Below are 23,475 nucleotides of genomic sequence, written 5' to 3'. Positions count from 1 at the left end.
AAATCAGCCGGGGTGATAATTGCGTTGGTTGAGCATTTCGGCGGTGATGAGCGTGATCCCGTTTTCCGAAACATAAAAACGCTCACGATCTTGCAGCGGATCTACGCCAGCCACCAACCCTTCGGGGATGATGCAGCCACGATCGACCACGACCCGTTTCAACCGTGCGTCCTTGCCTATCCGAACATTTGGCAGGATCACGGCATCTTCCACCAGGGCATTGGCATTGACGTGAACATCAGAAAACAGTACGGAGCGCCGTACCACGCCCCCGCTGATGATGTTTCCACCGGAAATCAGTGAATCCACGGCGTACCCCCGTCGCCCGTCCTCATCAAACACGAACTTGGCAGGGGGCAATTGCTCCTGATAGGTCCAGATTGGCCAGTTCCTGTCATAGAGGTTGAGGTCGGGAACGACCTTGGTCATTTCCATGTTGGCATCCCAATAAGCATCCACCGTCCCTACGTCACGCCAGTAGGGGGCAGTGTCCGGTTCGCACACGCAACTTTCTTCGAAGGGTTGGGCAAAGACTCGGTGGCGAGGGACCAACCAGGGAATCAGATCATGACCAAAATCGTGGGTGGAAGTGCTGTCCTCTGCATCGCGGATCAACTGATCCATGAGGAAATCGGCACTGAACACATAGATCCCCATGCTGGCCAAGGCCCGACTGGGATCCCCCGGCAGGGAACTGGGATGCTCGGGTTTTTCATCGAAGGCCACGATCCTTCCTTCGGTATTGACCGTCATGACACCAAAGGCCGAAGCTTCCTCGATGGGTACCGTCAGACAGGCAATGGTCATGTCCGCCTGCGTGCTGACATGAGCCGCCAGCAACTTTCCATAGTCCATCTTGTAGATGTGATCGCCGGCCAGAATGATGATGTGGCGAGGCGCATGTCCACGCAGAATATCGAGATTCTGGTAGACCGCATCTGCGGTCCCCTTGTACCACTCCTCCTGCATGCGCTGCTGGGCCGGAAGCAGTTCCACGAATTCATTGAATTCGCCGCGCAGAAAACTCCATCCATGCTGGATGTGCTGGATCAGGCTATGGGCCTTGTACTGGGTCACGACCCCGATACGACGGATCCCGGAATTGAGGCAATTGGAGAGGGGAAAATCGATGATTCGGAACTTTCCCCCAAACTGGACGGAGGGCTTGGCTCGCCACTTGGTCAGGTCCTTCAGGCGGGAACCCCGCCCCCCTGCCAAAATGAGGGCCATGGTGTTCTTGGTCAGTACGCTGATGAATCGTTCAGAAGCAATATCACGGGGGCTCATGTGAACTCCTGTTGAGAAAAAAAACAATCACGAAATGAAATATCGTTGCGCACTCCAGACCATTATAATGGAATCCTTTGTAAAAAAATGACAGGGATGAATCATGGCTCCTCATTATAACGACAGTGCCCTGCAAAAAATTTTGCAGGGTCTCCACCATGACCCATTTCATCCTCTGGGAATTCATGCCTCCGGCCACGGCAAATGGCATTGGCGCCTATTCCTGCCCTATGCCCAGGCAGTTGAAGTATGGACTGGGAATCAGTGGGAATCCGCCCCTCGGGTTCATGACCAGGGCTTCTTTTGCTGGAAGGGATCGATCTGCCCTCCTCGCCCCGGACGCTATCGGCGCCTTGAGGATGGCGGAGAAATGGAAACCTGGGATCCTTACACCTTTTCACCCCAGTTGAGCGACCATGATCTGTACCTCTTCAGCGAAGGGCGTCTTCTCCAGTTGCATGACATGCTGGGGGCACGGCATGTTACTGTGGACGGCGTGCCGGGCGTTCGCTTCGCCGTTTGGGCCCCCAACGCTGAACGCGTGAGTGTGGTCGGTCCCTTCAATCGCTGGGATGGTCGTCACCACCCCATGCGCGTGCGGAGTCCCCACGGCGTATGGGAATTGTTCGTGCCCGACCTTGCGCCGGGAACACTCTACAAATTCGAGATCCGTAGCCGTCAACACGGGACTGTGCAACTCAAGACCGACCCCTGCGGACTTCAGTTCGAACATCGTCCGGGAACGGCAGCCGTGGTGACGGAACCCTCCGCTCATCTCTGGAACGACAGTGCCTGGATGGCAGAGCGGGCCGAAAAGGACTGGTTGCACGCGCCCATGAATATCTATGAAATTCACCTGGGTTCCTGGCGAAAACCCTGGGATCGGGACTTTCATTCCTTTGCCCAAATTGCCGACCAATTGATCCCCTATGTTCTTGAGTTGGGTTATACCCACATTGAACTGCTCCCCATCAGCGAACATCCTCTGGACGAATCCTGGGGTTATCAGACTACCGGTTATTTCGGCGTTACCCGTCGGTTTGGTGGGCCGGACGATCTGCGTGACTTCATCGACCGATGCCATCAGGCCGGGATTGGCGTATTGCTGGATTGGGTCCCCGGTCATTTTCCGAAGGATGACTTTGCCCTGGCTCGCTTCGATGGCACGGCCCTTTACGAACACGAGGACCCCCGTCTGGGGGAACACCAGGATTGGGGAACCTACATCTTCAATTATGGGCGCAATGAAGTGCGCGGGTTTTTGTTGGCCAACGCCCATTTCTGGTTGTCAGAATTCCATTTTGATGGCTTGCGGGTCGATGCCGTCGCCTCCATGCTCTATCTGGATTATTCCCGTGCCGCGGATGCCTGGATTCCCAACCGCTACGGTGGTCGAGAAAACCTGGAGGCCCTGGCTTTCCTGCGCGAGATGAATGAAATGGTCCACGGTCAGTTTCCCGGGGCCCTCACCCTGGCGGAGGAATCAACCTCCTGGCCCATGGTTTCCCGTCCGGTTTACGTCGGCGGACTGGGGTTCTCCATGAAATGGAACATGGGCTGGATGAACGATACCCTGAGTTATTTTTCCAAAGACCCGGTTTACCGCCGTCACCATCAGAATGTGTTGACCTTTGGACAACTCTATGCCTATTCAGAGAATTTCGTTCTGCCTTTTTCTCATGACGAGGTCGTGCACGGCAAAAAATCCTTGCTGGACAAAATGCCCGGGGACTCCTGGCAGCGTTTCGCCAACTTGCGTTTGCTGTTCCTGTACCAAATGAGTTCCCCCGGCAAAAAACTCAACTTCATGGGCAACGAGTTCGCCCAGGGCGGGGAATGGCAGGCCAAGAACGAACTGGACTGGAAATTACTGGAATATCCCCAGCATCAAGGAATTCAGCGTTTAAGTCGTGACCTCAACCATTACTACCGCCAACACCCGGCGTTGTTCGAACTGGATTTCGATCCTGCCGGCTTTGAGTGGGTGGACTGCAATGATCATGCTCAATCGGTCCTCAGTTTTCTGCGCAAGGCACGGGATGGTCGAATGCTGCTGATCATTTTCAACTTCACGCCCGTTCCTCGCCCCAATTACCGCGTGGGTACTCCTTGCGCGGGGGCCTGGCGCGAATGCGTGAACAGCGATTCCCATCATTATGGCGGCGGAAATCTGGGCAACCAGGGACGGCTGTGGACGGCACCCATTCCCTGGAACGGATTCGCCCAATCCCTGTCCCTGATGCTCCCCCCACTGGCTGGCCTGATTCTTGAACCACAGGCCCATTGAGTCCCTCCCTTCATTCTTCGAGGAGAAAGAAATGTCCGCATTGACGAATAGCCCTGTTTGGCGAACCTTGACCAAGCACCGTGCAGCCCTTGCGCCCCTTACCCTGCGCCAGTTATTTGCCGAGGATCCAACCCGCTTTGATCGGTTCAGTGCCAGTGCCGGGCCCTTCTTTCTGGATTACTCAAAGAATCTCATTACCGTCGAGACCCTGGATCTTCTTCTGAATCTGGCCAGACAAGCCAATCTTCCACAGGCCATCCAGAAAATGTTTGCAGGCGACCTCATCAACCGGACGGAACATCGGGCCGTACTTCACGTGGCCCTGCGTGCGGGGCAGGATGCCCCACCCTTGAAGGTACAGGGACAAGACATCCGCGCCGAAGTACAACAGGTTTTGAAACGCATGGAGGTCTTTGTCAATCAGGTTCGTTCGGGGGAATGGCGCGGCTATGACGGGCGTCCCATCACCGATGTGGTCAATATCGGCATTGGGGGCTCCGATCTGGGGCCGGCATCGGTCATGGCCGCTCTTCCTGCCGATTGTACGGGTCCGCGGGTTCATTATGTCTCCAATGTGGACGGCGCACATTTGGCCTACACACTGAAGTCCCTGAACCCCGCCCAGACCCTCTTCGTGGTGGCTTCCAAAACCTTCACCACCCAGGAAACCTTACTCAACGCCCATTCGGCACGGAGTTGGTTCCTGGCCACCGCGCAACAGGAGCGGTATGTCGCGCAACATTTTGTGGCCCTCTCGACAAATGAGGCCGAGGTTCGCCGTTTTGGCATCGACCCTCAGCATATGTTCGGATTCTGGGACTGGGTCGGCGGACGTTATTCGCTGTGGTCGGCCATCGGACTTTCCATTGCATTGGGCATAGGAATGGATAAATTCAATGAGTTGCTGGCAGGAGCTCATGAAATGGACGAGCATTTCAGAACCGCGCCACTGGCCCGGAACCTGCCCGTTCTGATGGGACTGATCGGTCTCTGGTACATCAATTTCTTTGATGCCCAGACCCACGCCATTCTTCCCTATGATCAGGGGCTGGAACGTTTTGTCGCGCACATTCAACAAGTCAGCATGGAAAGCACGGGGAAATCCGCCACTCAGGACGGAGAAATGGTGGATTATGCGACCGGAGCAGTGGTTTGGGGGGGATCAGGCACCAACGGACAGCATGCTTACTATCAGTTATTACATCAGGGCACCCACCTGATCCCGGCAGATTTTCTTCTTCCCTTGCGTAGCCGTGCACCTCTGGGGACACATCACCGGGTATTGACCGCCAATGTTCTGGCGCAAAGCGAAGCCCTCATGCGCGGCAAGACCAAGGAAGAAGCGCGTCAGGAACTGCTTGCCCAAGGCATGTCCGGAGAGGCCCTGGAAGCCTTGCTTCCCCATAAGGTCTTCCCTGGCAACCGTCCCAGTAATACACTCCTTTTCGAGGAACTCACGGCCCATACGCTGGGTGGCCTATTGGCGCTGTACGAACACCGTACCTTCGTGCAGGGCACCCTTTGGAACATCAATACCTTTGATCAGTGGGGCGTGGAATTGGGCAAACAGTTGGCACGTTCCATCGAACCAGAACTGTCGGAACAGGGAACGATGTCCGTGCATGACGGTTCCACCGGCGGTTTGATCCGACATATTCGGGATACCCTGTTTGGCCCATCCAGAGGTTGACCATGAATATCCTTTTCTTGACTTCCGAAATACACCCCCTGATCAAGACGGGAGGCCTGGCAGACGTATCCCGCTCGCTACCCCTGGCCCTGCACGCCCTGGGCCACGGAGTGCGCATCCTGTTGCCCGGTTACGTCGGGGTGCAGGCACAGTTGACGGACATACACTGCATCCTGGAAGACTTTCCTCATGGATTGCTTCCTGCGCCCGCACGTTTATTGGAGGCCACCTTACCCGATACCGCACTGACGCTCTGGATTCTGGATTGTCCGAAACTTTTCGAACGTGCGGGGGGAGGCCCCTATCAGGACGAGAAAGGGAAGGACTGGCCGGATAACCCCGCTCGTTTTGGCGCCTTTTGCGCCGCCGGAGCCTGGTTGGCTCAGCAGGCGGGGGCACGCCTGAACTGGGCCCCTGAGTTGGTTCATTGCAATGACTGGCAAACCGCCCTGACCCCGGCTCTGATGAAATTTTGGGCTTGTCCGGTACCTTCGGTACTCACCATCCACAACCTGGCCTTCCAGGGAAATTTTCCTGCCCACTGGTGTTCATCCCTTCATTTGCCCAGTTCCGAATTCCACATGGAAAGCCTCGAATTTCATGGTCAGTTGTCCTTTTTGAAGGCGGGAATCGTACACGCGAATCAGATCACCACCGTCAGTCCGCGTTATGCCCGGGAGATCCAGACTCCACAGATGGGGTGCGGAATGGATGGATTGCTGCGTCGACGCGCTTCTGACCTGAGCGGGATCCTGAATGGCATCGACGAATTATGGAACCCGGAAACCGATGTTTTCCTTCCGTTCCATTACACGGCCCGAAAACTTCAGGGAAAAGCACGCCTCAAGAAACATCTGCAAAAGAAAATGGGGCTACCCGTCCTTCCCGACGTCTTGTTGATTGGAATGGTGTGTCGTTTGACCTGGCAAAAGGGGATCGACCTGATACTCGATACGCTGGAGGACTGGCTCACGGAAGAAGTACAAGTCGTCGTATTGGGCAGCGGCGATCCCGAAACAGAAAGGCAATTGGCCCACTGGAGCAGTCGCGCTCCCGAGCGGGTGAGGGTCGTCCTGGGATTCAATGAAGTGCGGTCCCATGAAATCATTGCCGGGTCGGACCTGTTTTTGATGCCCTCCCGTTTTGAACCCTGTGGACTGGCACAGATGTATGCCATGACCTATGGAACCCTGCCCTTGGCCCATGCCACAGGGGGGTTGGCGGATACCATCCTGCCTTATCGGGCACAAGGACACTCCGTGGAAGGAACGGGCTTTCTTTTTGAGAACCCCGTTCCCCATGAATTTCATGAGACCCTTGGTCAAGCCGTGGCCTGTTTCCACCAGAAAGACGTATGGAACCAACTGATGCACCACGCCATGGCACGGGACTTCCGCTGGAACAAAGCGGCGCTGGAGTACCAGACACTTTACCAGACCCTTCTATCCGCGCCGTGAACCGCCCGGAAGAAGAGAAAGATCACAACCAGGTCATCAGCCCCAATTCAAAGGAATGCGTCAGACTCTCGTGGTAAGGGTAGACGCGGATTCGGTAGTCCAGTTGTCCACATAATCCGGGTTGCAATTCCAGGGTAAAGAGATGTTCTGTTCCCTCGCCCAGGGGCCCCCGGCTTTGAAATTGGAAAGGAGGAAGCACGGGAACGCCACTGCGACTGATGGAACGGTTGAGCAACAACTCGACACACACGTCCTTGGGCTCGAGGCCCTGCAGATCCACGACCACCTCAATATCCATGGCACTGCCAAATTTGATCCGTTTGAGGGGGGTATCCACCCGTCGAATGCGCACCCCGGCCCAGTGATGACGGACTTTCTCCTTCCAGTGAGCGACCTCGCCCGCCAGCGCTGCATCATTTTCCGTAAAACGTTTCCCCTGTCCGGAGGCTGGCACATAGAAATGATCCAGATACTCGTCCAGCATCCGCCCGGTATTGAAATGAGTCAGGATACTGACCATGGAGGCCTTGGATTTTGCCACCCAGCCCGGAGAGTAACCAAACTTGCCCCGGTCGTAGTAAAGAGGAACCACCTGATCCTGAATGATTTCATAGAGCGTACGCGCGTCTTCCCGGTTGCGTTGCGTCTCGTCCAGGTAATCCGGCGCGGGACGGATCGCCCACCCGTTATGCCCATCGTAGCCTTCGCCCCACCAGCCATCCAGGACACTCAGGTTGATGGTCCCGTTGACCCCCGCCTTCATGCCCGAAGTCCCGCTTGCTTCCAGAGGATAAATGGGGGTATTGAGCCAGACATCCACACCAGCCACCAAACGACGGGCCAGACCCATGTCGTAGTTTTCCAGGAGCAGGATCTTGTCCTGGAACTCAGGCATGCCGGCCACTTCATGAATGCGCCGGATCATCCCTTGACCTGGCTCATCCGCCGGGTGCGCTTTACCTGCAAAAACAAAGACGACGGGACGTTCAGGATCCAGCAGAATCTGACGCAACCAGTTCAAGTCGGAAAAGAGCAGGTCTGCACGCTTGTAGGTGGCAAAACGGCGGGCAAAACCGATGGTCAGGACATTGGGCTCATGAACATTGGCATATTTGAGCAGCCGTTCCATGTGCGCATCATCGCCCAGGTTGCGTTGATACTGGGCACCGATCCGTTCGCGCACGGCATGGAGCATCTGCGACTTGAGCGACTGACGGACGCTCCAGTACAGGTGGTCCGGGATTTCCTGAACCCCCTTCCAGAAAGAGCGGTCCGACAGGCGGGCGCGCCACTCCGCACCGATGAAACGATCAAACAGTTCGCCCCATTCCCGGGCCAGAAAGGTGGGGACATGAATGGCATTGGTCACATACCCCATGGGGTTTTCATGATGGGGAATCGCAGACCAGAACCCTGAACAGATCCGCGCCGATACCTCACGGTGGATCCGGGAAACGCCGTTTTGAAAACGGGACCCGCGCACGGCCAGTGCGGTCATGTTGAAGTCGCTGTGCCCTACCCCCGGATCATTGCCCAGATCCAGCAACTGATGCAGGGGAATATTCAGATCAGGACACATGTGTCCAAAGTAATGGGACACCATGTCGCGTGGAAAGTGATCATGTCCGGCAGGCACGGGGGTGTGGGTGGTAAATACGGTGTTGCTGGCAACGGCTTCGATCGCTGTGGAAAAATCATAATTGGTCTGTTTGATCAACGCCCGGATCCGTTCCAGGATCATGAATGCGGCATGCCCCTCGTTGATGTGCCAGACCGTCGGCTGAAGGCCCATTTTCTCGAGGGCTCGCGCGCCACCCACCCCCAGGATGATTTCCTGCTCGATCCTGACCCTGCGATCCCCTCCATAGAGCCGGTGGGTGATTTCTCGGTCATCGGGGTGGTTTTCCTGGAGATCCGTATCCATCAGGTAAATCTTGATGTTCCCCACCCGAGCCCACCACACCTTGACCTGGACCGGACGAACGCCAATGGTGACGCTGACTCGTACTTCATTTCCCTCTTCATCGAGGACGGCATGAACCGGCAACTCATCGATATCGGAATCGAAATTGAGGGCCAGTTGGCGTCCGCTGCGATCGATGTGCTGGGTGAAGTATCCCTGACGATACAACAACCCCACGCCAACGAACGGCAGCCCCATATCGCTGGCCGCCTTGCAATGATCTCCCGCTAAAATCCCCAACCCTCCGGAATAGATCGGGAAACTTTCATGAAAGCCAAATTCGGCACAGAAGTAGGCCACCAGATTCCCGTGGGGCAACTTGTGTGGCTTGCGCAGCAACTCATTGTGGTAGGTATCGTAGGCAGAGAGCACACGATAGTAGGAACTCAGGAAGGCCTGATCTTCGGCGGCTTCGTTCAACCGGTATTCGTCCACCCGACGCAGGAAACGGATGGGGTTGGATCCCACCAGTTCCCAGAGACGAGGGTGCATCCGGGCAAATAGCGTACGACAGGACCGATCCCAACTGTACCAGAGATTGTAGGCCAACTCTTCCAGACGATTCAATTTTTCCGGAATGCGGGGACTGTTTTCTACGACAAAGCAGGTCCCGGGCAATTGATCGTTTTCCATAGGATCCTTAATGATTATTCATAGAGAGTTATTCGGGAAATTGGCCATCATGAAACAGGCAGGCTTTCCCCGATTATAGCCTGAATCGCCATTTTACATGGACAGATAGATGCCTCAAGCCGGCCGGTCAAGGGGAACACCAAACCCCAATGGGCTGATTTTTGATTCCAGCAGCATTCCCTTGCGTGCGCGCATGAGAATATGCCGCTGCAACTGGGGGGCTGTCATGACCACTTGAGTGGCTTTCCCGCCCCGCCCCGTCCCTTGAATGACCAGTCCCTGGGCGAGATCGACCAGAGTGACGGCACGCAGCGCCTCGTCGCGTTCCAGGGCCATCAGGATCACACCTCGTCCACGGGCCAGAATTTTCAGATCGTCCAGCGGGAACAACAGGAGACGCCCCCGTGCAGACAGGGCGGCGACATGGGTTTCCCCTGCCTTTCGACGCAAGGGAGGGAGCGGAGTTTCCCCGTCTTCCAGCGACAAAAAGGATTTCCCTCCCCGAACCCGGGACACCAGATCCTCCTGCGCCACCATGAAACCGTTTCCTCCCGACCCCGCCACCAGGCATTGTTCTCCCGGCAAGGCCAGAAAAGCCTGGGCGACTCGCGCTCCCTGCGGGAGATCGATCAAACTGGAAAGCGGCACTCCGTCCCCCCGACCCCCGGGAATATCCGCGCCCTTGAGGGTATAGACTCGGCCCTGGGTATCCAGGACAAAAAGGGGATGAATGGAACGGGTTTCCAGAACAACCCAGGCCTCATCCCCTGCCTTGTAAGAAAACTGTGTCCTGTCCAGGTGATGCCCCTGGCGGGCACGAATCCAGCCCTGGCGGGACAGTGTGACCGTTATCGGTTCATCCAGCACCGGGGTATCCAGGGACACTGCCGCCTGAGCCTCGATGCGCGTCCTTCGGGCATCTCCATAAGTCGCCAGGTCAGAACGAATTTCCTGAGCGATCAGGCGGGCTTGAGCCTCTCTCCCTGACAGAATATGTCGCAACCCCTCCTGCTCGCCACGCAGTTGGCTGATTTCCTGATCGATGCGCACGCCTTCCAGACGAGCCAACTGGCGCAGGCGGATCTCAAGGATATCTTCGGCCTGTAGCGCGCTCAAGTGGTAAGCCATCATCAGGTCGTGCTTGGGGTCATCGGATTCGCGGATCAGACGGATGACTGCATCGATATCCAGCAGAATACGTTGACGACCTTCCAGGATGTGAAGGCGTCGCTCGACCCGTTCCAGACGGAAGCGAGTACGCCGAACCACCGTGTGGAAACGGTACTCCAGCCATTCCTGGAGAATGGTTTTGAGATCTTTGGGGCGCGGATGTCCATCCCGCCCCAGCATCACCAGATTGAGGGACAGGTTGGTTTCCAATGGCGTATGCGCCAACAGGAGATTGACAAATGCCTGGGGGTCCTGTCGGCTCGATTTGGGCTCGAAGACCAGACGAACCGACGCATTCTTGTCCGACTCGTCGCGCACCAAATCCAGCGTACTGAGCCACAAGGCCTTGAGTTGGGCCTGTTCGGGAGAAAGCGCCTTCTTGCCCTCGCGCACGCGCGGATTGGTCAACTTTTCCACATCTTCCAGCACGGATCGGGTCGATACTCCGTGTGGAAGTTCTGTCACGACCACGCGCCATTGTCCCCGGGCCAGCGGTTCAATGTTCCAGCGCGCCCGCATGCGCAAAGTTCCCCGCCCCGTCCGGTAGGCCTCGAGGATATCGCGGGAAGATGAAATGATCTGCCCCCCGCCCGGCAGGTCCGGGCCTGGAATCAGGGACATCAATTCCTCTAGCGTCAACTGCGGATTCTCCAGGAGCGCCAATAGGGCTTGAGCCACTTCGGTCAGGTTATGGGACGGAATCTCCGTTGCCATTCCCACGCCGATCCCTGAAGCACCGTTCAATAACACCATGGGAAGGCGTGCGGGCAACAGGGCAGGTTCCTGAAAGGAACCGTCATAATTGGGAACGAAATCCACCGTATCTTCAGTAATTTCTCCCAGCAACAATTCCGCCAGCGGGGTCAGACGACATTCGGTATAACGCATGGCCGCTGCCCCGTCACCATCGCGGCTACCGAAATTGCCCTGTCCGTCGATGAGTGGGTAACGTAACGTAAAATCCTGCGCCTGGCGAACCAGTGCCTCATAAGCCGCACTGTCGCCATGGGGGTGATATTTCCCGATCACATCCCCCACCACGCGAGCGGACTTGACGTGCCGGGCCGGGCGATACAGGCCCAGTTCGTGCATGGCAAAGAGAATCCGGCGCTGGACCGGTTTCTGGCCATCCGTGACATCCGGCAAGGCCCGCCCCATGACCACGCTCATGGCATATTCAAGGTAACTGCGCTCGACGAAGTCCGCCAGGGAAGGCACCGTCTTGTCCTCGCCGGAGTGGGCCGGGATGGGGTCGGCTACGGGTTCCTCCAGCCCGGCAAAGAGATCGCCGATCAGGGGAGGCTGATCCGGGGAAGGGGGCATCGCCATCAGATGTCCACTGCCAGTGCCACTTCCTGGCGCTCCATCCATTCCCGCCGCGCTGCGGCTTCTCCCTTGCCCATCAAGCGATTGAATAACCGGTGCGTGTCCTCCCACTCCCCATCCGTCAAGGAAAGTGTCAGGATTCGCCGGGTTTCCGGATTCATGGTCGTTTCCCACAACTGTTCAGGATTCATTTCCCCCAACCCCTTGAATCGTCCCACGGTCCAACCTCCTGGGCGTACGCCCTCGGTTTTGAGTCGTTCTTCCAACCCCGCCAATTCCGCCTCGTCAAGGGCGTAAAGTTTGCGCGCCGGACGCTTGCCCTGCGCTGCGACGTCCAGTCGGTACAGGGGAGGATTGGCGACGCAGATGTGCCCGCCGGAGACCAGGGCAGGAAAATGAGTAAAAAACAGGGTCAACAGGAGCACCTTGATATGGCTGCCGTCCACATCCGCATCGGCCATGATGATGATTCGGTCATAACGCCGTTGGGACAGGTCCACCGGTTCCCCACGCCCGTGGGGATCGATGCCCAGGGCCACCGCAATGTCGTGAATTTCCGTATTGGCAAACAGACGGCCCTGTTCCACTTCGAAACTATTCAGGACTTTGCCCCGCAGCGGCAGGATGGCCTGAGTCAACTTGTTGCGCGCCATCTTGGCCGACCCCCCGGCAGAATCCCCTTCCACCAGAAACAATTCACGCTCATCGATCCGTTCCGACTCGCAATCTGTCAGTTTTCCCGGCAAAACAGCCACCCCGCTGCTCTTGCGCTTCTCTATTTTCTGACCAGACTTCATGCGCGCCATGGCTTGTCGGATGACCAGATCGGCCAGGGCCTTGCCATGCTCGACATGCTGATTGAGCCAATGTTCGAAGGGGTCGCGCACCAGAGTGGACACCAACTTCAGGGCCTCCCGGCTGGTCAGTTTGTCCTTGGTTTGCCCTTGAAACTGGGGGTCCAGCATCCTGATCGACAGAATGAACTGAAGCCGGGCACTGACATCTTCCAACTGCAAACGTACCCCTCTTGGCAGCAACCCATGATGTTCGATGAAAGATTTGAGCGCTTCGAAAAGACCGGTGCGCAAGCCCGCCTCATGAGTCCCACCCAGCGGCGTGGGGATCAGATTGACAAAGGATTCTCCCTGCAAGGACCGAGTTTCGTGCCAGGAGAAAGCCCAGGATGCGCCTTCTCCCGGCGCAAAACTGTCCCCCTCCTCGACCCCGAAAAATCGATCGCCCGTAAAAACCGGGATCAGCAAAGGGTCTTCACCCAGCCTTTCGGTCAGGTATTGTTCCAACCCCCCTGGGTAGTGCCAGGTCTGTTCCAGGGTACGTCCATCCCCTTCTTTCCTGAGCCGTACGCTGACGCCGGGCAACAATACAGCCTTGGAGCGTAGTCCCCGCTCCAGTTCGATCAGATTGATCTGGGGTTCGTCGAAGTAACGGGGGTTCGGCCAAACCCGCACGCGGGTTCCGGTATTACGCACCCCGCAGGTTCCCTGGACCGCCAAGGGCTCGATGACGAACCCATCGCCGAAGGTCATGAAGTGAACTTTGCCTTCCCGCTTGACAGTCACCTCCAGACGCCTTGACAGGGCGTTAGTGACGGATACGCCAACGCCATGCAACCCCCCGGAAAAGGCGTAAGCACCCTGCCCCGATTTCTTGTCGAATTTCCCCCCCGCGTGCAATCGCGTAAACACCAACTGCACCGTAGGTTCTCCCTCGTCCGGATGGATCCCGCAAGGAATGCCGCGACCATCATCTTCGACGCTGACGGAACCGTCCTCATGGAGGGTTACCTCGATTTTACGGGCATACCCCCCCAGAGCCTCATCCGCCGCATTGTCGATGACCTCCTGAATGATGTGGGTGGGGTCTTGAGTCCGGGTGTACATCCCGGGACGTTCCTTGACGGGCTCCAACCCCTTGAGTACGCGTATGCTTCCGTCCCCGTACTGACTATTGTTCAATGGTGCCAGATCCTGAATCATTACGGTCAATTACACCCAAACAGGCAAATGAAGGTAGTATAGCCCCGTAATCATCGCATGAATTCCCATGGTGCGCCAATCCGATTCACTCATGACTGCTTCGCCCCCCCTCGAACATTGGCCGCTCATCATCATTGGTACGGGCTTTGCCGGACTGTCCCTCGCCCTTCAGCGCATGAATGACGGACAGGAAGACTTCATCGTGCTGGAGCAGGCACAATCCCCCGGCGGAACCTGGCGGGACAACCGTTATCCCGGATGCGCCTGCGATGTCCCCTCTCACCTGTACTCTCTCTCTTGCGCCCCGCCCTGGGACTGGCAACGCAAATATGCGGAAGCGTCGGAGATTGAAGCCTATCTGGCCCATCTGGCGCACTCGCTGGGTGCCCGAATACGCTATCGGGCACAGGTCAGATCTGCCTCCTGGCAGGCACGGGAACAACTTTGGCAGGTCGAACTCGACGATGGCAGTCGATTGACTTGCCGCTTTCTGGTGGCGGGAGTCGGTCCTTTGAGCGAACCGGCCTGGCCCGATTTGCCGGGCCTGGAAAATTTTACCGGGCCGCTTCTGCATACCGCCCGTTGGCCCAGGGATCGGGATCTGAAAGGACAGCGGGTCGGCCTGATCGGTACGGGGGCCTCTGCCATTCAGGTGGGGCCGGCACTGGCACCGGAGGTCGCGCAGTTGGTCATTTTTCAGCGCACGGCACCCTGGGTCGTGGCCCGCAAGGATCATCCCTACGCCACTGGCACCCGCAGGCTTCTCGGAAAGTTACCTTTTCTGCGCAGGGCATACCGCGCCTGGCTCTACCTCGCCCGCGAACTCAAGGGACTGGCTTTCCTCTGGCCAAGTCTGATGCGCCGGATCGAAAAAGGGGTACGGCGAGACCTGGCCCATCAGGTCAGCAACCCCCAACTGCGCCAGAAAATCATGCCCAGGACCCCCATGGGGTGCAAACGCATCCTGCTCTCCGATACCTGGTGGTCCACCCTGGAACTTCCCCATGTCACCCTCGAAACAGACCCCATTCAGCACATCGAAGCTGCCCACCTGGTGACCGAAACCGGTGCCCGCTACGCCCTGGACGCCCTGGTACTGGCGACTGGATTCCGGTATCAGGATAACCCCATGGCCAGTCTTTTCAAGGGAGAAAACGGTCTCACGCTGGAAGATTTCTGGAAGGCGCAACGGAGTGCTTATCTGGGGATGATGATGCCTTCATTCCCCAATTTTTTTCTGCTGACGGGCCCCTTCAGCGGATTGGGTCATAATTCCATCGTGTTCATGATCGAGTGCCAGACACGCTGGATCCAGTCGGCTCTGGCCCATGTCGCGGCGCAGGGGAAAAATGAGTTCAAGGTGCGTGCGCAGGCGTATGCGACCTTTACGGAAGAGATGAACCAGCGTTCGAAAAAGACGCTCTGGATGCAGGGATGCCAAAGTTGGTATCTGGACCCTGCGGGGCGCAATACCGCGCTCTGGCCAGGATTTTCCCTGAGTTACTGGTGGCGCACTCGTCATTTTGATGCCAAGGACTTCGACTATGCCTAAACTTCCTCACCTGATCCGGATGAGCCTGTGTGGACTTGGTTTGGTTTTGATCCCACTTTTCGCACACCCGGATGAACTCGCCATCGTCAACGACACTCCCTCCCGTCCTGCACTCAAGACAGGCCTGGAATATCAGAACCGTTACCCGATGCCGGCTCCGCGCAGCGGGTTCTTTCAATGGTTGCTCACCCACTGGTGGCGCGAACTGGATCATGCCTCCGATCATCCGCCCCAGCCGGTGCCTGTCAATCTCCAGGCCCTGGCCCACCCCGGACTGGCCCCGCAAGTCACCTGGATTGGTCATTCAACCCTCCTGCTTCAGATGGACGGACTGAATATCCTGTTCGATCCCATCTTTTCCGATTATGCCAGCCCCCTCCCGCCTCTCGGTCCCAGACGTTACCAACTCCCTGGCGTTTCCCTGGTGGATTTGCCCCATATCGACGTGGTGATGGTTTCCCATAACCATTACGATCATCTGGATTTGCCCAGTATGCGTGCCCTGGCCCGTCAGCGTGGCGGCCCCCCCCGGTTTCTGCTGCCTTTGGGCAACCGAACCTGGTTTCTCGATAATGTTCCCATCCCCGGGGCTGACCCGGGTTCACGGGTACTGGAATTGAACTGGGACCAACACGTCACCCTGCCGGGGCGACAAGGACCGGTCGAATTCCATTTCGACGCCGTGCAACATTGGGCTACCCGCAGCCTGTTCGACAAGGATGAGAGTCTATGGGGCAGCTGGGCCGTGCTGTTTCCCCATTTCCGTTTCTGGTTTTCCGGTGATCTGGGACATTCCGAAGACACCCGCGATATCGGGATCAAGTACGGTTATTTCGATCTGGCCGCCATATCCATCGGGGCTTATCAACCGCATTGGTACCTGCGCCCCTTTCATGTGGATCCAGCGGAAGCCGTCAAGGTCTTCTCCGACGTTCATGCCCAGCGCGCAATCGGGATCCATTGGGGAACCTTCCCCCTGAGCGATGAAAACCCCGATCAACCGCCCCAGGACCTTGATAAAGCCCTGCAGCAGGCAAACATTCCCCCTGCCGACTTCACGGTTCTTTCCCTGGGGCAAGTCATGACCTATTCTCTCCCCCTGCTCTCCCTGACTACGCCGAGGACTCCATGACCGATGCACCACGCCACGAAGAATGGGACTCCTTCTCCCGGGACCTCGCCCGAGCCCGGATCGATCATCGCTGTCTGCCCGTGCCCGCGCATGGTCCCACCAGCATCGCCGATGCCTACCAACTGCAGGAAGCCATTCTGACCCATCTGAAGGAACCCATCGGCGCCTGGAAGGCAGGTGTCGATCCCGAGGGGGCGGTATGGGGTTCCCCCTTACCGTGCACGGCGCTCAAAACCGCCCGTTCTCATTGGTCCACTCCCGCCCGGATTGTCCGGGGCCTGGAGGTGGAACTGGCCTTCCGCCTTTCGCCGCAAGTCCTCGAAGAGGAAAAACTCCTGCCCGAAGAAACATTTTTTCGTGAGGGTATCCTTGAAATGGCCTGTGCCATCGAAGTGGTTTCCAGTCGTTTTCTGGATTGGCCCCATATCCCCGAATTTTGGAAACTGGCCGACCTTCAGAACCATGGCGCACTTTTTCTGGGCGAATCCGCACCTTACGATCCGGATTTCCCTTATCTGACTCCGCGCGTCTCGCTCCTGGTGGAAGGCCACGAACAGGCCAAATTCCCCGCCAGCAACCCTGCGGGGGACCCGCGCGCCCTCCTTCAACCCTTTCTTCGCCAATGTCGTGACCGTGGTCTCCCCATCGAACCTCATCACTGGATCACCACAGGGAGTTATTCAGGGGTCTATTTTCTCAAGGATTCCGGGCATATTCAGGCAACCCTGGATGGGCTTGCCCCATTGACCGTCCTCTTGTTGTCGTCCCCTTGAGAGTCGGTTACAATGGGTTGGTCTGCTTGAAAGGAGAGTGTCATGAAACCATGGATTCGTACCGTAATCGTCAATTTCTGCTCCCTCACCTTGCTGGGTGGAAGTCTGGTTGCTCATGCCGAACTCATTCCCAGCACCCAACTCAACCCGGCCCCCAGTCCCGCCCCTGCCGACGCGACCCGACCGCTGACCCCCGATGAAGACCGTCAGGCTGTGCAACGCTTTGTAGACCGCGCCGAAGTACAGAAAAAGATCCAGGAACTGGGTCTGGGTTCGATCATTACGGCTCAGCGTCTCTCTCTGCTCAGTGACAGTGAAGCACGGAGTCTGGCCAATAAAATTCGGGAAATGCCGGCAGGGGGAAGTTTCTCCAGTTTGACCACCACGGACATCATCATCATCTTGTTGGTCGCGATCCTGCTCGTTCTGATTGTTTGAGTCGTTCCAGCGCCGGCTGACCCGTTCAGGTGCCTGGGCGGCGCTGATCCTCCTGCTGGCCGGGTGCGCCTCGCATCCCCCGCTTCCCGAGTTGCCTTCGGCACTCCCGCCCACAGTCATGCTTGCCCGGGTACCTTTCTTTCCGGACGACAAGGATTGGTGCGGACCAGCGGCATTGGCCAGTAGCCTTTCCTGGGCGGGACATCCGGTTTCTCCCCAGGAACTGGCTCCGCATGTGTACTCTCCCGACCTGCACGGCTCCCTGCCTCTGGACCTGATCGGGGCAACCCGTCAGCAGGGCCTCATTCCCTTTCTTCTGCCGCCCAACCTGAGCGCGCTACTGGTGGAAATCGCCCACGATCACCCGGTGCTGATCCTGCAGAAGATCGGATTACTGGAAGGAAGTTGGCACTATGCCGTGGTCATCGGATACGACCTGCCCACCCAAACCCTGTGGCTTCACTCCGGAATGAAAGAACGCCGGTCTGAGATTTTTTCTGAATTCGAGAAATCCTGGGGCCCGGGAGGAAATTGGGCTCTGGTCATTACTGCAGCAGGCACCGTGCCCGCCAGCGCGACAGAAGATACCTACCTGACACAGATTGCGCCCCTGGAAAAGTTTGCCCCTGCCCTGGCCGCGCAGGGATATCACAATGCCCTGACGCGCTGGCCGGAAAGTTACCGCGCGTGGATGGGACTGGGTGCACTGGCTTTTCAGGCCCATCGTTACCCGGAAGCGCTGGAGGATTACCAGAGAGTCACCCAGGCACATCCCCTGGAAGGAGATGCTTTCAATAATTTGGCGGAAACCTGGTGCGCCATGGGAAACCTTCCTGCCGCCCGTGAAGCGATCAGCCGGGCTCTGTCCCTGGGGGGGGTCCACCGTTCTTTCTATGAAAAAACCCTGAAGGAAATCAATGAGGCTCAGGAAAAATGAGGTGAAGAATGGTGTGGAGGCGCGAGCCGGAGTCGAACCGACCTACATGGATTTGCAATCCAGTGCATAACCGCTTTGCTATCGCGCCTGGGGAAAGAATGAAAATGGAGCGGGAGACGAGTCTCGAACTCGCGACCTCAACCTTGGCAAGGTTGCGCTCTACCAACTGAGCTACTCCCGCGAAAGATCGACATTCTAACCATCTCTCGAGTTGGCGTCAAATCCTCGTTCATATTTAGTGATCTCAGGCCCGGTCAATAGTGGTACATTACCCGTGGGGCTTGGCATGCAGCCCCCATATGACATCATGATCTGGAGGATCCATGTTTTTTTCCAAAAAAAAGAATGATGAGGCGTGGCACCGTGAACGTCGTGGGCTAGAGCAACAGTTGGAGCAACAACAGTCGGAAGTGGAACGTCTGCAAGGAATGCTGGCGGACAAGGAGCGTCAGTTGCAATCCAAAGTGCAGGAGTTGGCACTCAACCAGTCCTTGCTCCGTCACCTGGACAGTTTCGGACAGTCCATCGCGGATGTTCAAACCAGTTTTGCGGGATTGTCCGAATCCATGCATCGAGAGGAAGAACAAGCGGTCAAGGCCCAAGGCGTCTCGATCACCAGCCGTTCCGCCGTGGAAAGGATCTCCACCAATTTGGTCGCCCTGTCCTCGGCCTCCCAGAAAACGGCAGAGCAGGTGGATCGTCTCGATGGACGAGCCCAGGAAATCATACGGATCATCCAGTTGATCAAGGAAGTCGCCGACCAAACCAACCTGCTGGCCCTGAATGCAGCCATCGAGGCCGCCCGGGCTGGCGAACAGGGGCGCGGATTTGCGGTGGTTGCCGATGAGGTGCGCAAGTTGGCAGAGCGGACGGCCAATGCCACCGGAGAAATTTCTCGTCTGGTCGAACAGATTCGTTCTGACAGTTCCATCAGCCGCACCCAGATGACCCAGTTAGCCCAACAATCCGTGGACTACAGTCGCGAGGGTCAAGAAACCGCCAGCACCATGCGCTCTGTCCTGGATATCTCCAGCAGCATGGAAAAAGCCATCGCCGCAACGGCCCTGCGCGCCTTCTGTGAACTGGCCAAGATCGATCATGTGGCCTTCAAGTTTCAGGTTTACCGGGTCTTGCTCGGAATCTCCCATGAAAAGTCCCACCAGTTTTCCAATCATACCCAATGCCGTCTGGGCAAATGGTATTACGAGGGGGAAGGACGCGCGAATTTCTCAAAATTCCCAGGCTACAGCGATATCGATGCGCCCCACGTCCAGGTGCACGATCATGCCCTTCGTGCTCTGAAAGCCCATGAAGAGGGGCAGCATGCATTGGTGACCAGTCATGTGGAGAAGATGGAGAGCGCCAGTCGGGAAGTGATGGCGGGGCTTGAAAAGATGGCGGCCAGCAGCGAAGCGCACAGCGACATTCTTTGCGCCCCCCAGGAACATTAGGGAACGCCTCAAGTGCGGGTGGCAGCTCCCGCCTTGAGCGCCATCTGGAGGTAGTAAGCCATGGAGATCAAGGTCAGTGCGGATGCCACCCAGAGGGCAACGGAACCGATCCAGTGGCAGGGAATGAAGCCGAACAGGGGGTGATCGTACAGCAGGAAAGGGATTGCGAGCATCTGTGCCGCAGTTTTTACTTTGCCCAGAGTAGAAACGGCGACGTTGGCACTCTTGCCGAGATGGGCCATCCATTCGCGCAAGGCGGAAATGGTAATTTCCCGCCCGATGATGATGAGGGCCAGCACCGAGGGAGCGCGCTGCAGATCCACCAAAACGATCAGGGCGGCCATGACCATCAGTTTATCTACCACGGGATCGAGAAAAGCCCCAAAAGCGGTAGTCTGGTTCAGGCGACGCGCCAGGTAACCATCGAAGGCATCGGTCAGGGCAGCAAGCACGAAAAGGGCCGCTGCAGCCAGTCCGGAATAAGGAACAGCCAGCCAATGATCCGGAAAATAGGACACGCCCACGAACAGTGGGATCAGGAGCAGGCGAAACAGCGTGAGCAGATTGGGAATGGTCATCAGCATGATGTGCTCATTCTACCCATTCCTGTCCGTTACGCCATGTAAAGTCGCATATATTTTGCGGGCCAGCGCATCCCCAATACCAGGGACTGCGGCCATATCCGCCTCGCTGGCCCGTTCCACCCCCCTCAACCCTCCAAATTGCTGCAACAGGAGACGCCGGCGTTTCTCTCCGATGCCTGGAATATCCTGCAGAAGAGAATGTTCCTGGCGTTTCTGACGGCGCTGGCGGTGTCCCGAAACGGCAAAACGATGGGCTTCGTCGCGGATCGCCTGGATCAAATGAAAACCGGGGTTTTCCGGAGCCAGATGTCGTTCTGTCGCATCACCCTGTATCCACAGGGTTTCTGCGCCAACCTTGCGGGCCGGTCCCTTGGCTATACCCAATACGGGGATCTGCAGATCCAGGGTCCGCAATACCTCGGCAGCCACGGCAAGTTGTCCTTTGCCGCCATCGATCAGAAGGAGGTCGGGCAGCGGAAGCGATTCGCCCCGATCTCGATAACGTCGTTCCAGAGCAACGCGCATGGCACCATAATCATCTCCGGGGGTGATACCGTCGATGTGGTATAGGCGGTAGGATGGCTTGTGGGGGCGACCGTGTTGGAACACCACGCAGGAGGCCACCGTTGCCTCGCCTTGCGTATGACTGATGTCAAAACATTCCATGCGCAGAGGGGGAGAGTCCAGCGCCAACACCTGTTGCAGTGTCTGCAGGCGTTGTTCCTCGTGCAAACGCTGCGACTGATGCTGAGCCCAGGCCTGTTGCGCATTGGTCAGCGCGCCCTCCAGCCAGACGCGGCGCATTCCGCGCGGAGCCTGGACCCATGAAACACGCCGCCCGATTCTTTCACCCATCCACTGCAACAGTTCAGGAGAAGGCACAGGATGATTGGAAATGATCTGGTCAGGAGGGGGGTATTCCCCGTAATGTTGAGTCAAAAAGGCCTCCAGGACCTGGGCCGCCGAGGCGCTTTCTGCATGATCGGGAAACAGGTTGCGGTCACCAATATGGCGACCCTGGCGAATCATGGTCAAATTCAAGACGAATTGCTGCTCCTGGCACACCAGAGCCAGTATGTCGACATCCCGTGCCACCCCGGTGGAAACGGTTTGCTGGGTGAGTACCTGTTGAATCAGGGCAATGCGATCACGCAGACGCGCTGCATTCTCGAAATTCAAGGCGCTGGCTTCCTGATTCATGCGGGTCCGCAGGCCATCCAGAATCCCCTGCTCCTTTCCCTTGAGAAAATCTTCGGTTTGCTGAATGGCCAGTGCGTACTCGGCGGCCCCGATCAATCCGACGCAAGGCGCAGAACACCGCTTGATCTGGTACTCGAGACAAGGACGGGTTCTGTTCTTGAAAGTGCTTTCATTACATGTTCTTAAAAGAAACAATTTTTGTAGAAACTGAAGTGCGGAGCGGGCTGCCCAGGCATTGGGATAGGGGCCGTAGTAGCGATGGGGAGGGTGCAGTTTTCCGCGATACCAGGAAAGTCGAGGGAATTCGTGGGCACTCAACTGCAGATAGGGATAGGTCTTGTCATCCCGAAAAACGATGTTGAAGCGGGGCCGATGCGTTTTGATCAAATTGCTTTCCAGCAAAAGAGCCTCGGTTTCGGAGGTCACGAGGGTCACCTCGATGGAGGCGATCAGCGAAACCAGCAAACGAATGCGCGGATTTTCCGATTCCCGCTGAAAATAGGAATCCACGCGCCGTTTTAATTGGCGCGCCTTGCCGACGTAGAGCAATTTCCCCTGGTGGTCGAAATAGCGGTAGACCCCAGGCTGGTTGGGAAGCGTGGCCCGGTAGTCGGCCAGCGTGTCTGGTCTGGTCATGCAGGGCGACGCAATTCCGGTTGCAGGGTAATCTGTTCGATGCCGTGCTGGTGAATCAGGCGGGCCCGCAAAAGGGTCAGTAATTCTGGCCAGTCGGCCAGCACCTCCACCTCCAGATGCGCGGACAGTGCCATCATGCCCGAAGTCAACGTCCAAATGTGCAGATCGTGGACGGCGATGACCCCGGGCGTGTGCGCCAGTTGTTCACCGACCTCATGCAATGAAATCGTTTTGGGCACGCCTTCCATGAGGACATGCACCGATTCCGACAGGATCTGAAAAGTGGAATTGAGCATCAGGCCAGCGACGACCAGGGAAAGAATGGGATCGATGGGCATCCATCCCGTTTGCCATATGATGAAACCCGCAATCAGGGCAGCCAGAGAACCCAGAAAATCTCCCAGCACATGGATCAGCAAGGCTCGGGTACTGAGTCCTTTTTCCATGCGTGACAATATCCAGCCATTGAGGATATTCAATATCATCCCCAGCACGGCGACTCCCATCACGGGAAAAGGGTGGACGGGTGAAGGGTGGGTGATGCGCTCGAAAGCCTCTATCGAAATCACGCCAATCACGCCCAGCAGCAGCAACCCGTTCATGGCCGCAGCAATGATTTCTGCCCGCTGCAGACCATAACTGTGACGTTGGGTAGGCGGTCGCTTGCCGATCCAGACCGCCAGTGTCCCCAAGCCCAGTGACAGCGCATCGGAAACCATGTGGCCCGCATCGGAAAGCAACGCCAGGGACCCCGACCACCATCCCGTAAAAGCCTCCACCAGGGCAAAGGCAACCGTCAGGATCAGGGCGGTCAGCATGGCTCTGGTAGTGGCCGGACGAGCGCCGTGGTGGACGTGGTCCGCAGGATCATGATGCAGGTGCGCCTGCGTTCCTCCTTCCTTCGGGTGACTCCGGTGTCCTCCCGGTCCGTGGGAATGAGAATGATGCCCCTGCCCCATGGG

At 57.3% G+C, this 23,475-nt stretch carries 16 protein-coding genes, 2 tRNA genes and 1 pseudogene; 10 read left to right on the top strand and 9 right to left on the bottom strand.

Translation table 11 applies throughout. The features are described from left to right. Window positions 1–3 precede the first annotated feature (3 nt). The gene (gene glgC / locus M6F29_RS01990; RefSeq protein WP_297481151.1) at window positions 4–1,287 is read right to left on the bottom strand and encodes a glucose-1-phosphate adenylyltransferase; all 1,284 of its coding nucleotides are present in this window, start codon (window positions 1,285–1,287) and stop codon (window positions 4–6) included. A 103-nt stretch (window positions 1,288–1,390) separates the two neighbouring features. Here glgC and glgB point away from each other — a divergent pair, with 103 nt between their 5' ends. The 3 genes from glgB to glgA are packed head-to-tail and all read left to right on the top strand — an operon-like array spanning window position 1,391 to window position 6,721. Further along, on the top strand, window positions 1,391–3,574 hold the full coding sequence (glgB, locus tag M6F29_RS01985) for a 1,4-alpha-glucan branching protein GlgB (RefSeq protein WP_298156996.1): 2,184 nt from the start codon (window positions 1,391–1,393) through the stop codon (window positions 3,572–3,574). A gap of 31 nt (window positions 3,575–3,605) precedes the next feature. Continuing rightward, window positions 3,606–5,264 carry a glucose-6-phosphate isomerase gene (gene pgi, locus M6F29_RS01980; RefSeq protein ID WP_298156993.1) on the top strand — a complete coding sequence of 553 codons (1,659 nt, stop codon included), beginning with the start codon at window positions 3,606–3,608 and terminating at the stop codon, window positions 5,262–5,264. Window positions 5,265–5,266: 2 nt separating this feature from the next. Then, window positions 5,267–6,721 (top strand): glycogen synthase GlgA, encoded by a 1,455-nt coding sequence (gene glgA, locus M6F29_RS01975; RefSeq protein WP_298156992.1) that lies wholly within the window; start codon window positions 5,267–5,269, stop codon window positions 6,719–6,721. Window positions 6,722–6,743: 22 nt separating this feature from the next. Here the strand turns inward: glgA and glgP are convergent, their stop codons facing one another. The 3 genes from glgP to M6F29_RS01960 all read right to left on the bottom strand — a co-directional run bounded on the left by glgP (window position 6,744) and on the right by M6F29_RS01960 (window position 13,810). Further along, the gene (gene glgP, locus M6F29_RS01970; protein WP_297481142.1) at window positions 6,744–9,317 is read right to left on the bottom strand and encodes an alpha-glucan family phosphorylase; all 2,574 of its coding nucleotides are present in this window, start codon (window positions 9,315–9,317) and stop codon (window positions 6,744–6,746) included. Between the two features lie 114 nt (window positions 9,318–9,431). Continuing rightward, window positions 9,432–11,816 (bottom strand): DNA topoisomerase IV subunit A, encoded by a 2,385-nt coding sequence (gene parC, locus M6F29_RS01965; protein ID WP_298156990.1) that lies wholly within the window; start codon window positions 11,814–11,816, stop codon window positions 9,432–9,434. Then, window positions 11,816–13,810, bottom strand: coding sequence for a DNA topoisomerase IV subunit B (locus tag M6F29_RS01960; protein WP_366525916.1), 1,995 nt, complete (start codon window positions 13,808–13,810; stop codon window positions 11,816–11,818). The genes parC and M6F29_RS01960 overlap by 1 nt, the downstream gene beginning before the upstream one ends. A 91-nt stretch (window positions 13,811–13,901) precedes the next feature. On the opposite strand from M6F29_RS01960, the gene M6F29_RS01955 reads away from it, so the two are divergent. Genes M6F29_RS01955 through M6F29_RS01935 form a run of 5 tightly spaced genes read left to right on the top strand, consistent with a single transcriptional unit; the run spans window position 13,902 to window position 18,642 of the window. Further along, the gene (locus M6F29_RS01955) at window positions 13,902–15,362 is read left to right on the top strand and encodes a flavin-containing monooxygenase (RefSeq protein ID WP_298156986.1); all 1,461 of its coding nucleotides are present in this window, start codon (window positions 13,902–13,904) and stop codon (window positions 15,360–15,362) included. Beyond that, the gene (locus M6F29_RS01950) at window positions 15,355–16,494 is read left to right on the top strand and encodes an MBL fold metallo-hydrolase (RefSeq protein ID WP_298156985.1); all 1,140 of its coding nucleotides are present in this window, start codon (window positions 15,355–15,357) and stop codon (window positions 16,492–16,494) included. The genes M6F29_RS01955 and M6F29_RS01950 overlap by 8 nt, the downstream gene beginning before the upstream one ends. Beyond that, entirely contained in the window at window positions 16,491–17,267 is a 777-nt protein-coding gene (locus M6F29_RS01945) for a hypothetical protein (RefSeq protein ID WP_298156983.1), read from the top strand. Before M6F29_RS01950 ends, M6F29_RS01945 begins: the two co-directional genes overlap by 4 nt. 42 nt (window positions 17,268–17,309) lie before the next feature. Continuing rightward, window positions 17,310–17,705 carry a PA2779 family protein gene (locus M6F29_RS01940; protein ID WP_297485304.1) on the top strand — a complete coding sequence of 132 codons (396 nt, stop codon included), beginning with the start codon at window positions 17,310–17,312 and terminating at the stop codon, window positions 17,703–17,705. Then, window positions 17,698–18,642, top strand: coding sequence for a PA2778 family cysteine peptidase (locus tag M6F29_RS01935; RefSeq protein ID WP_298156981.1), 945 nt, complete (start codon window positions 17,698–17,700; stop codon window positions 18,640–18,642). The genes M6F29_RS01940 and M6F29_RS01935 overlap by 8 nt, the downstream gene beginning before the upstream one ends. Window positions 18,643–18,656: 14 nt before the next feature. Here the strand turns inward: M6F29_RS01935 and M6F29_RS01930 are convergent. Continuing rightward, window positions 18,657–18,730: transfer RNA gene (locus M6F29_RS01930), tRNA-Cys, on the bottom strand. 17 nt (window positions 18,731–18,747) lie between these two features. Further along, window positions 18,748–18,823: transfer RNA gene (locus tag M6F29_RS01925), tRNA-Gly, on the bottom strand. A gap of 142 nt (window positions 18,824–18,965) precedes the next feature. On the opposite strand from M6F29_RS01925, the pseudogene M6F29_RS12505 reads away from it, so the two are divergent. Further along, window positions 18,966–19,637, top strand: a pseudogene (locus M6F29_RS12505) (methyl-accepting chemotaxis protein); the annotation flags it as partial. Window positions 19,638–19,649: 12 nt separating this feature from the next. After that, window positions 19,650–20,093, top strand: a complete 444-nt coding sequence (locus M6F29_RS12500; RefSeq protein ID WP_524537698.1) for a CZB domain-containing protein — start codon at window positions 19,650–19,652, stop codon at window positions 20,091–20,093. A gap of 8 nt (window positions 20,094–20,101) precedes the next feature. On the opposite strand, the gene pgsA is transcribed toward M6F29_RS12500, so the two are convergent. From pgsA to M6F29_RS01905, 3 genes are read right to left on the bottom strand one after another with little or no spacing between them, the layout of a single operon-like run. Next, window positions 20,102–20,677 carry a CDP-diacylglycerol--glycerol-3-phosphate 3-phosphatidyltransferase gene (pgsA, locus tag M6F29_RS01915; RefSeq protein ID WP_297456592.1) on the bottom strand — a complete coding sequence of 192 codons (576 nt, stop codon included), beginning with the start codon at window positions 20,675–20,677 and terminating at the stop codon, window positions 20,102–20,104. Window positions 20,678–20,689: 12 nt separating this feature from the next. Continuing rightward, a complete protein-coding gene (uvrC, locus tag M6F29_RS01910) occupies window positions 20,690–22,513 on the bottom strand; it encodes an excinuclease ABC subunit UvrC (RefSeq protein ID WP_298156977.1) in 1,824 nt (607 codons plus the stop codon). Then, window positions 22,510–23,472, bottom strand: coding sequence for a cation diffusion facilitator family transporter (locus M6F29_RS01905; protein WP_298156975.1), 963 nt, complete (start codon window positions 23,470–23,472; stop codon window positions 22,510–22,512). Before M6F29_RS01905 ends, uvrC begins: the two co-directional genes overlap by 4 nt. Window positions 23,473–23,475 lie beyond the last annotated feature (3 nt).

The sequence above is a fragment of the Ferrovum sp. genome (assembly GCF_027317285.1).
Classification (GTDB): domain Bacteria; phylum Pseudomonadota; class Gammaproteobacteria; order Burkholderiales; family Ferrovaceae; genus Ferrovum.
This window is presented reverse-complemented; position numbering and strand designations above follow the sequence as displayed.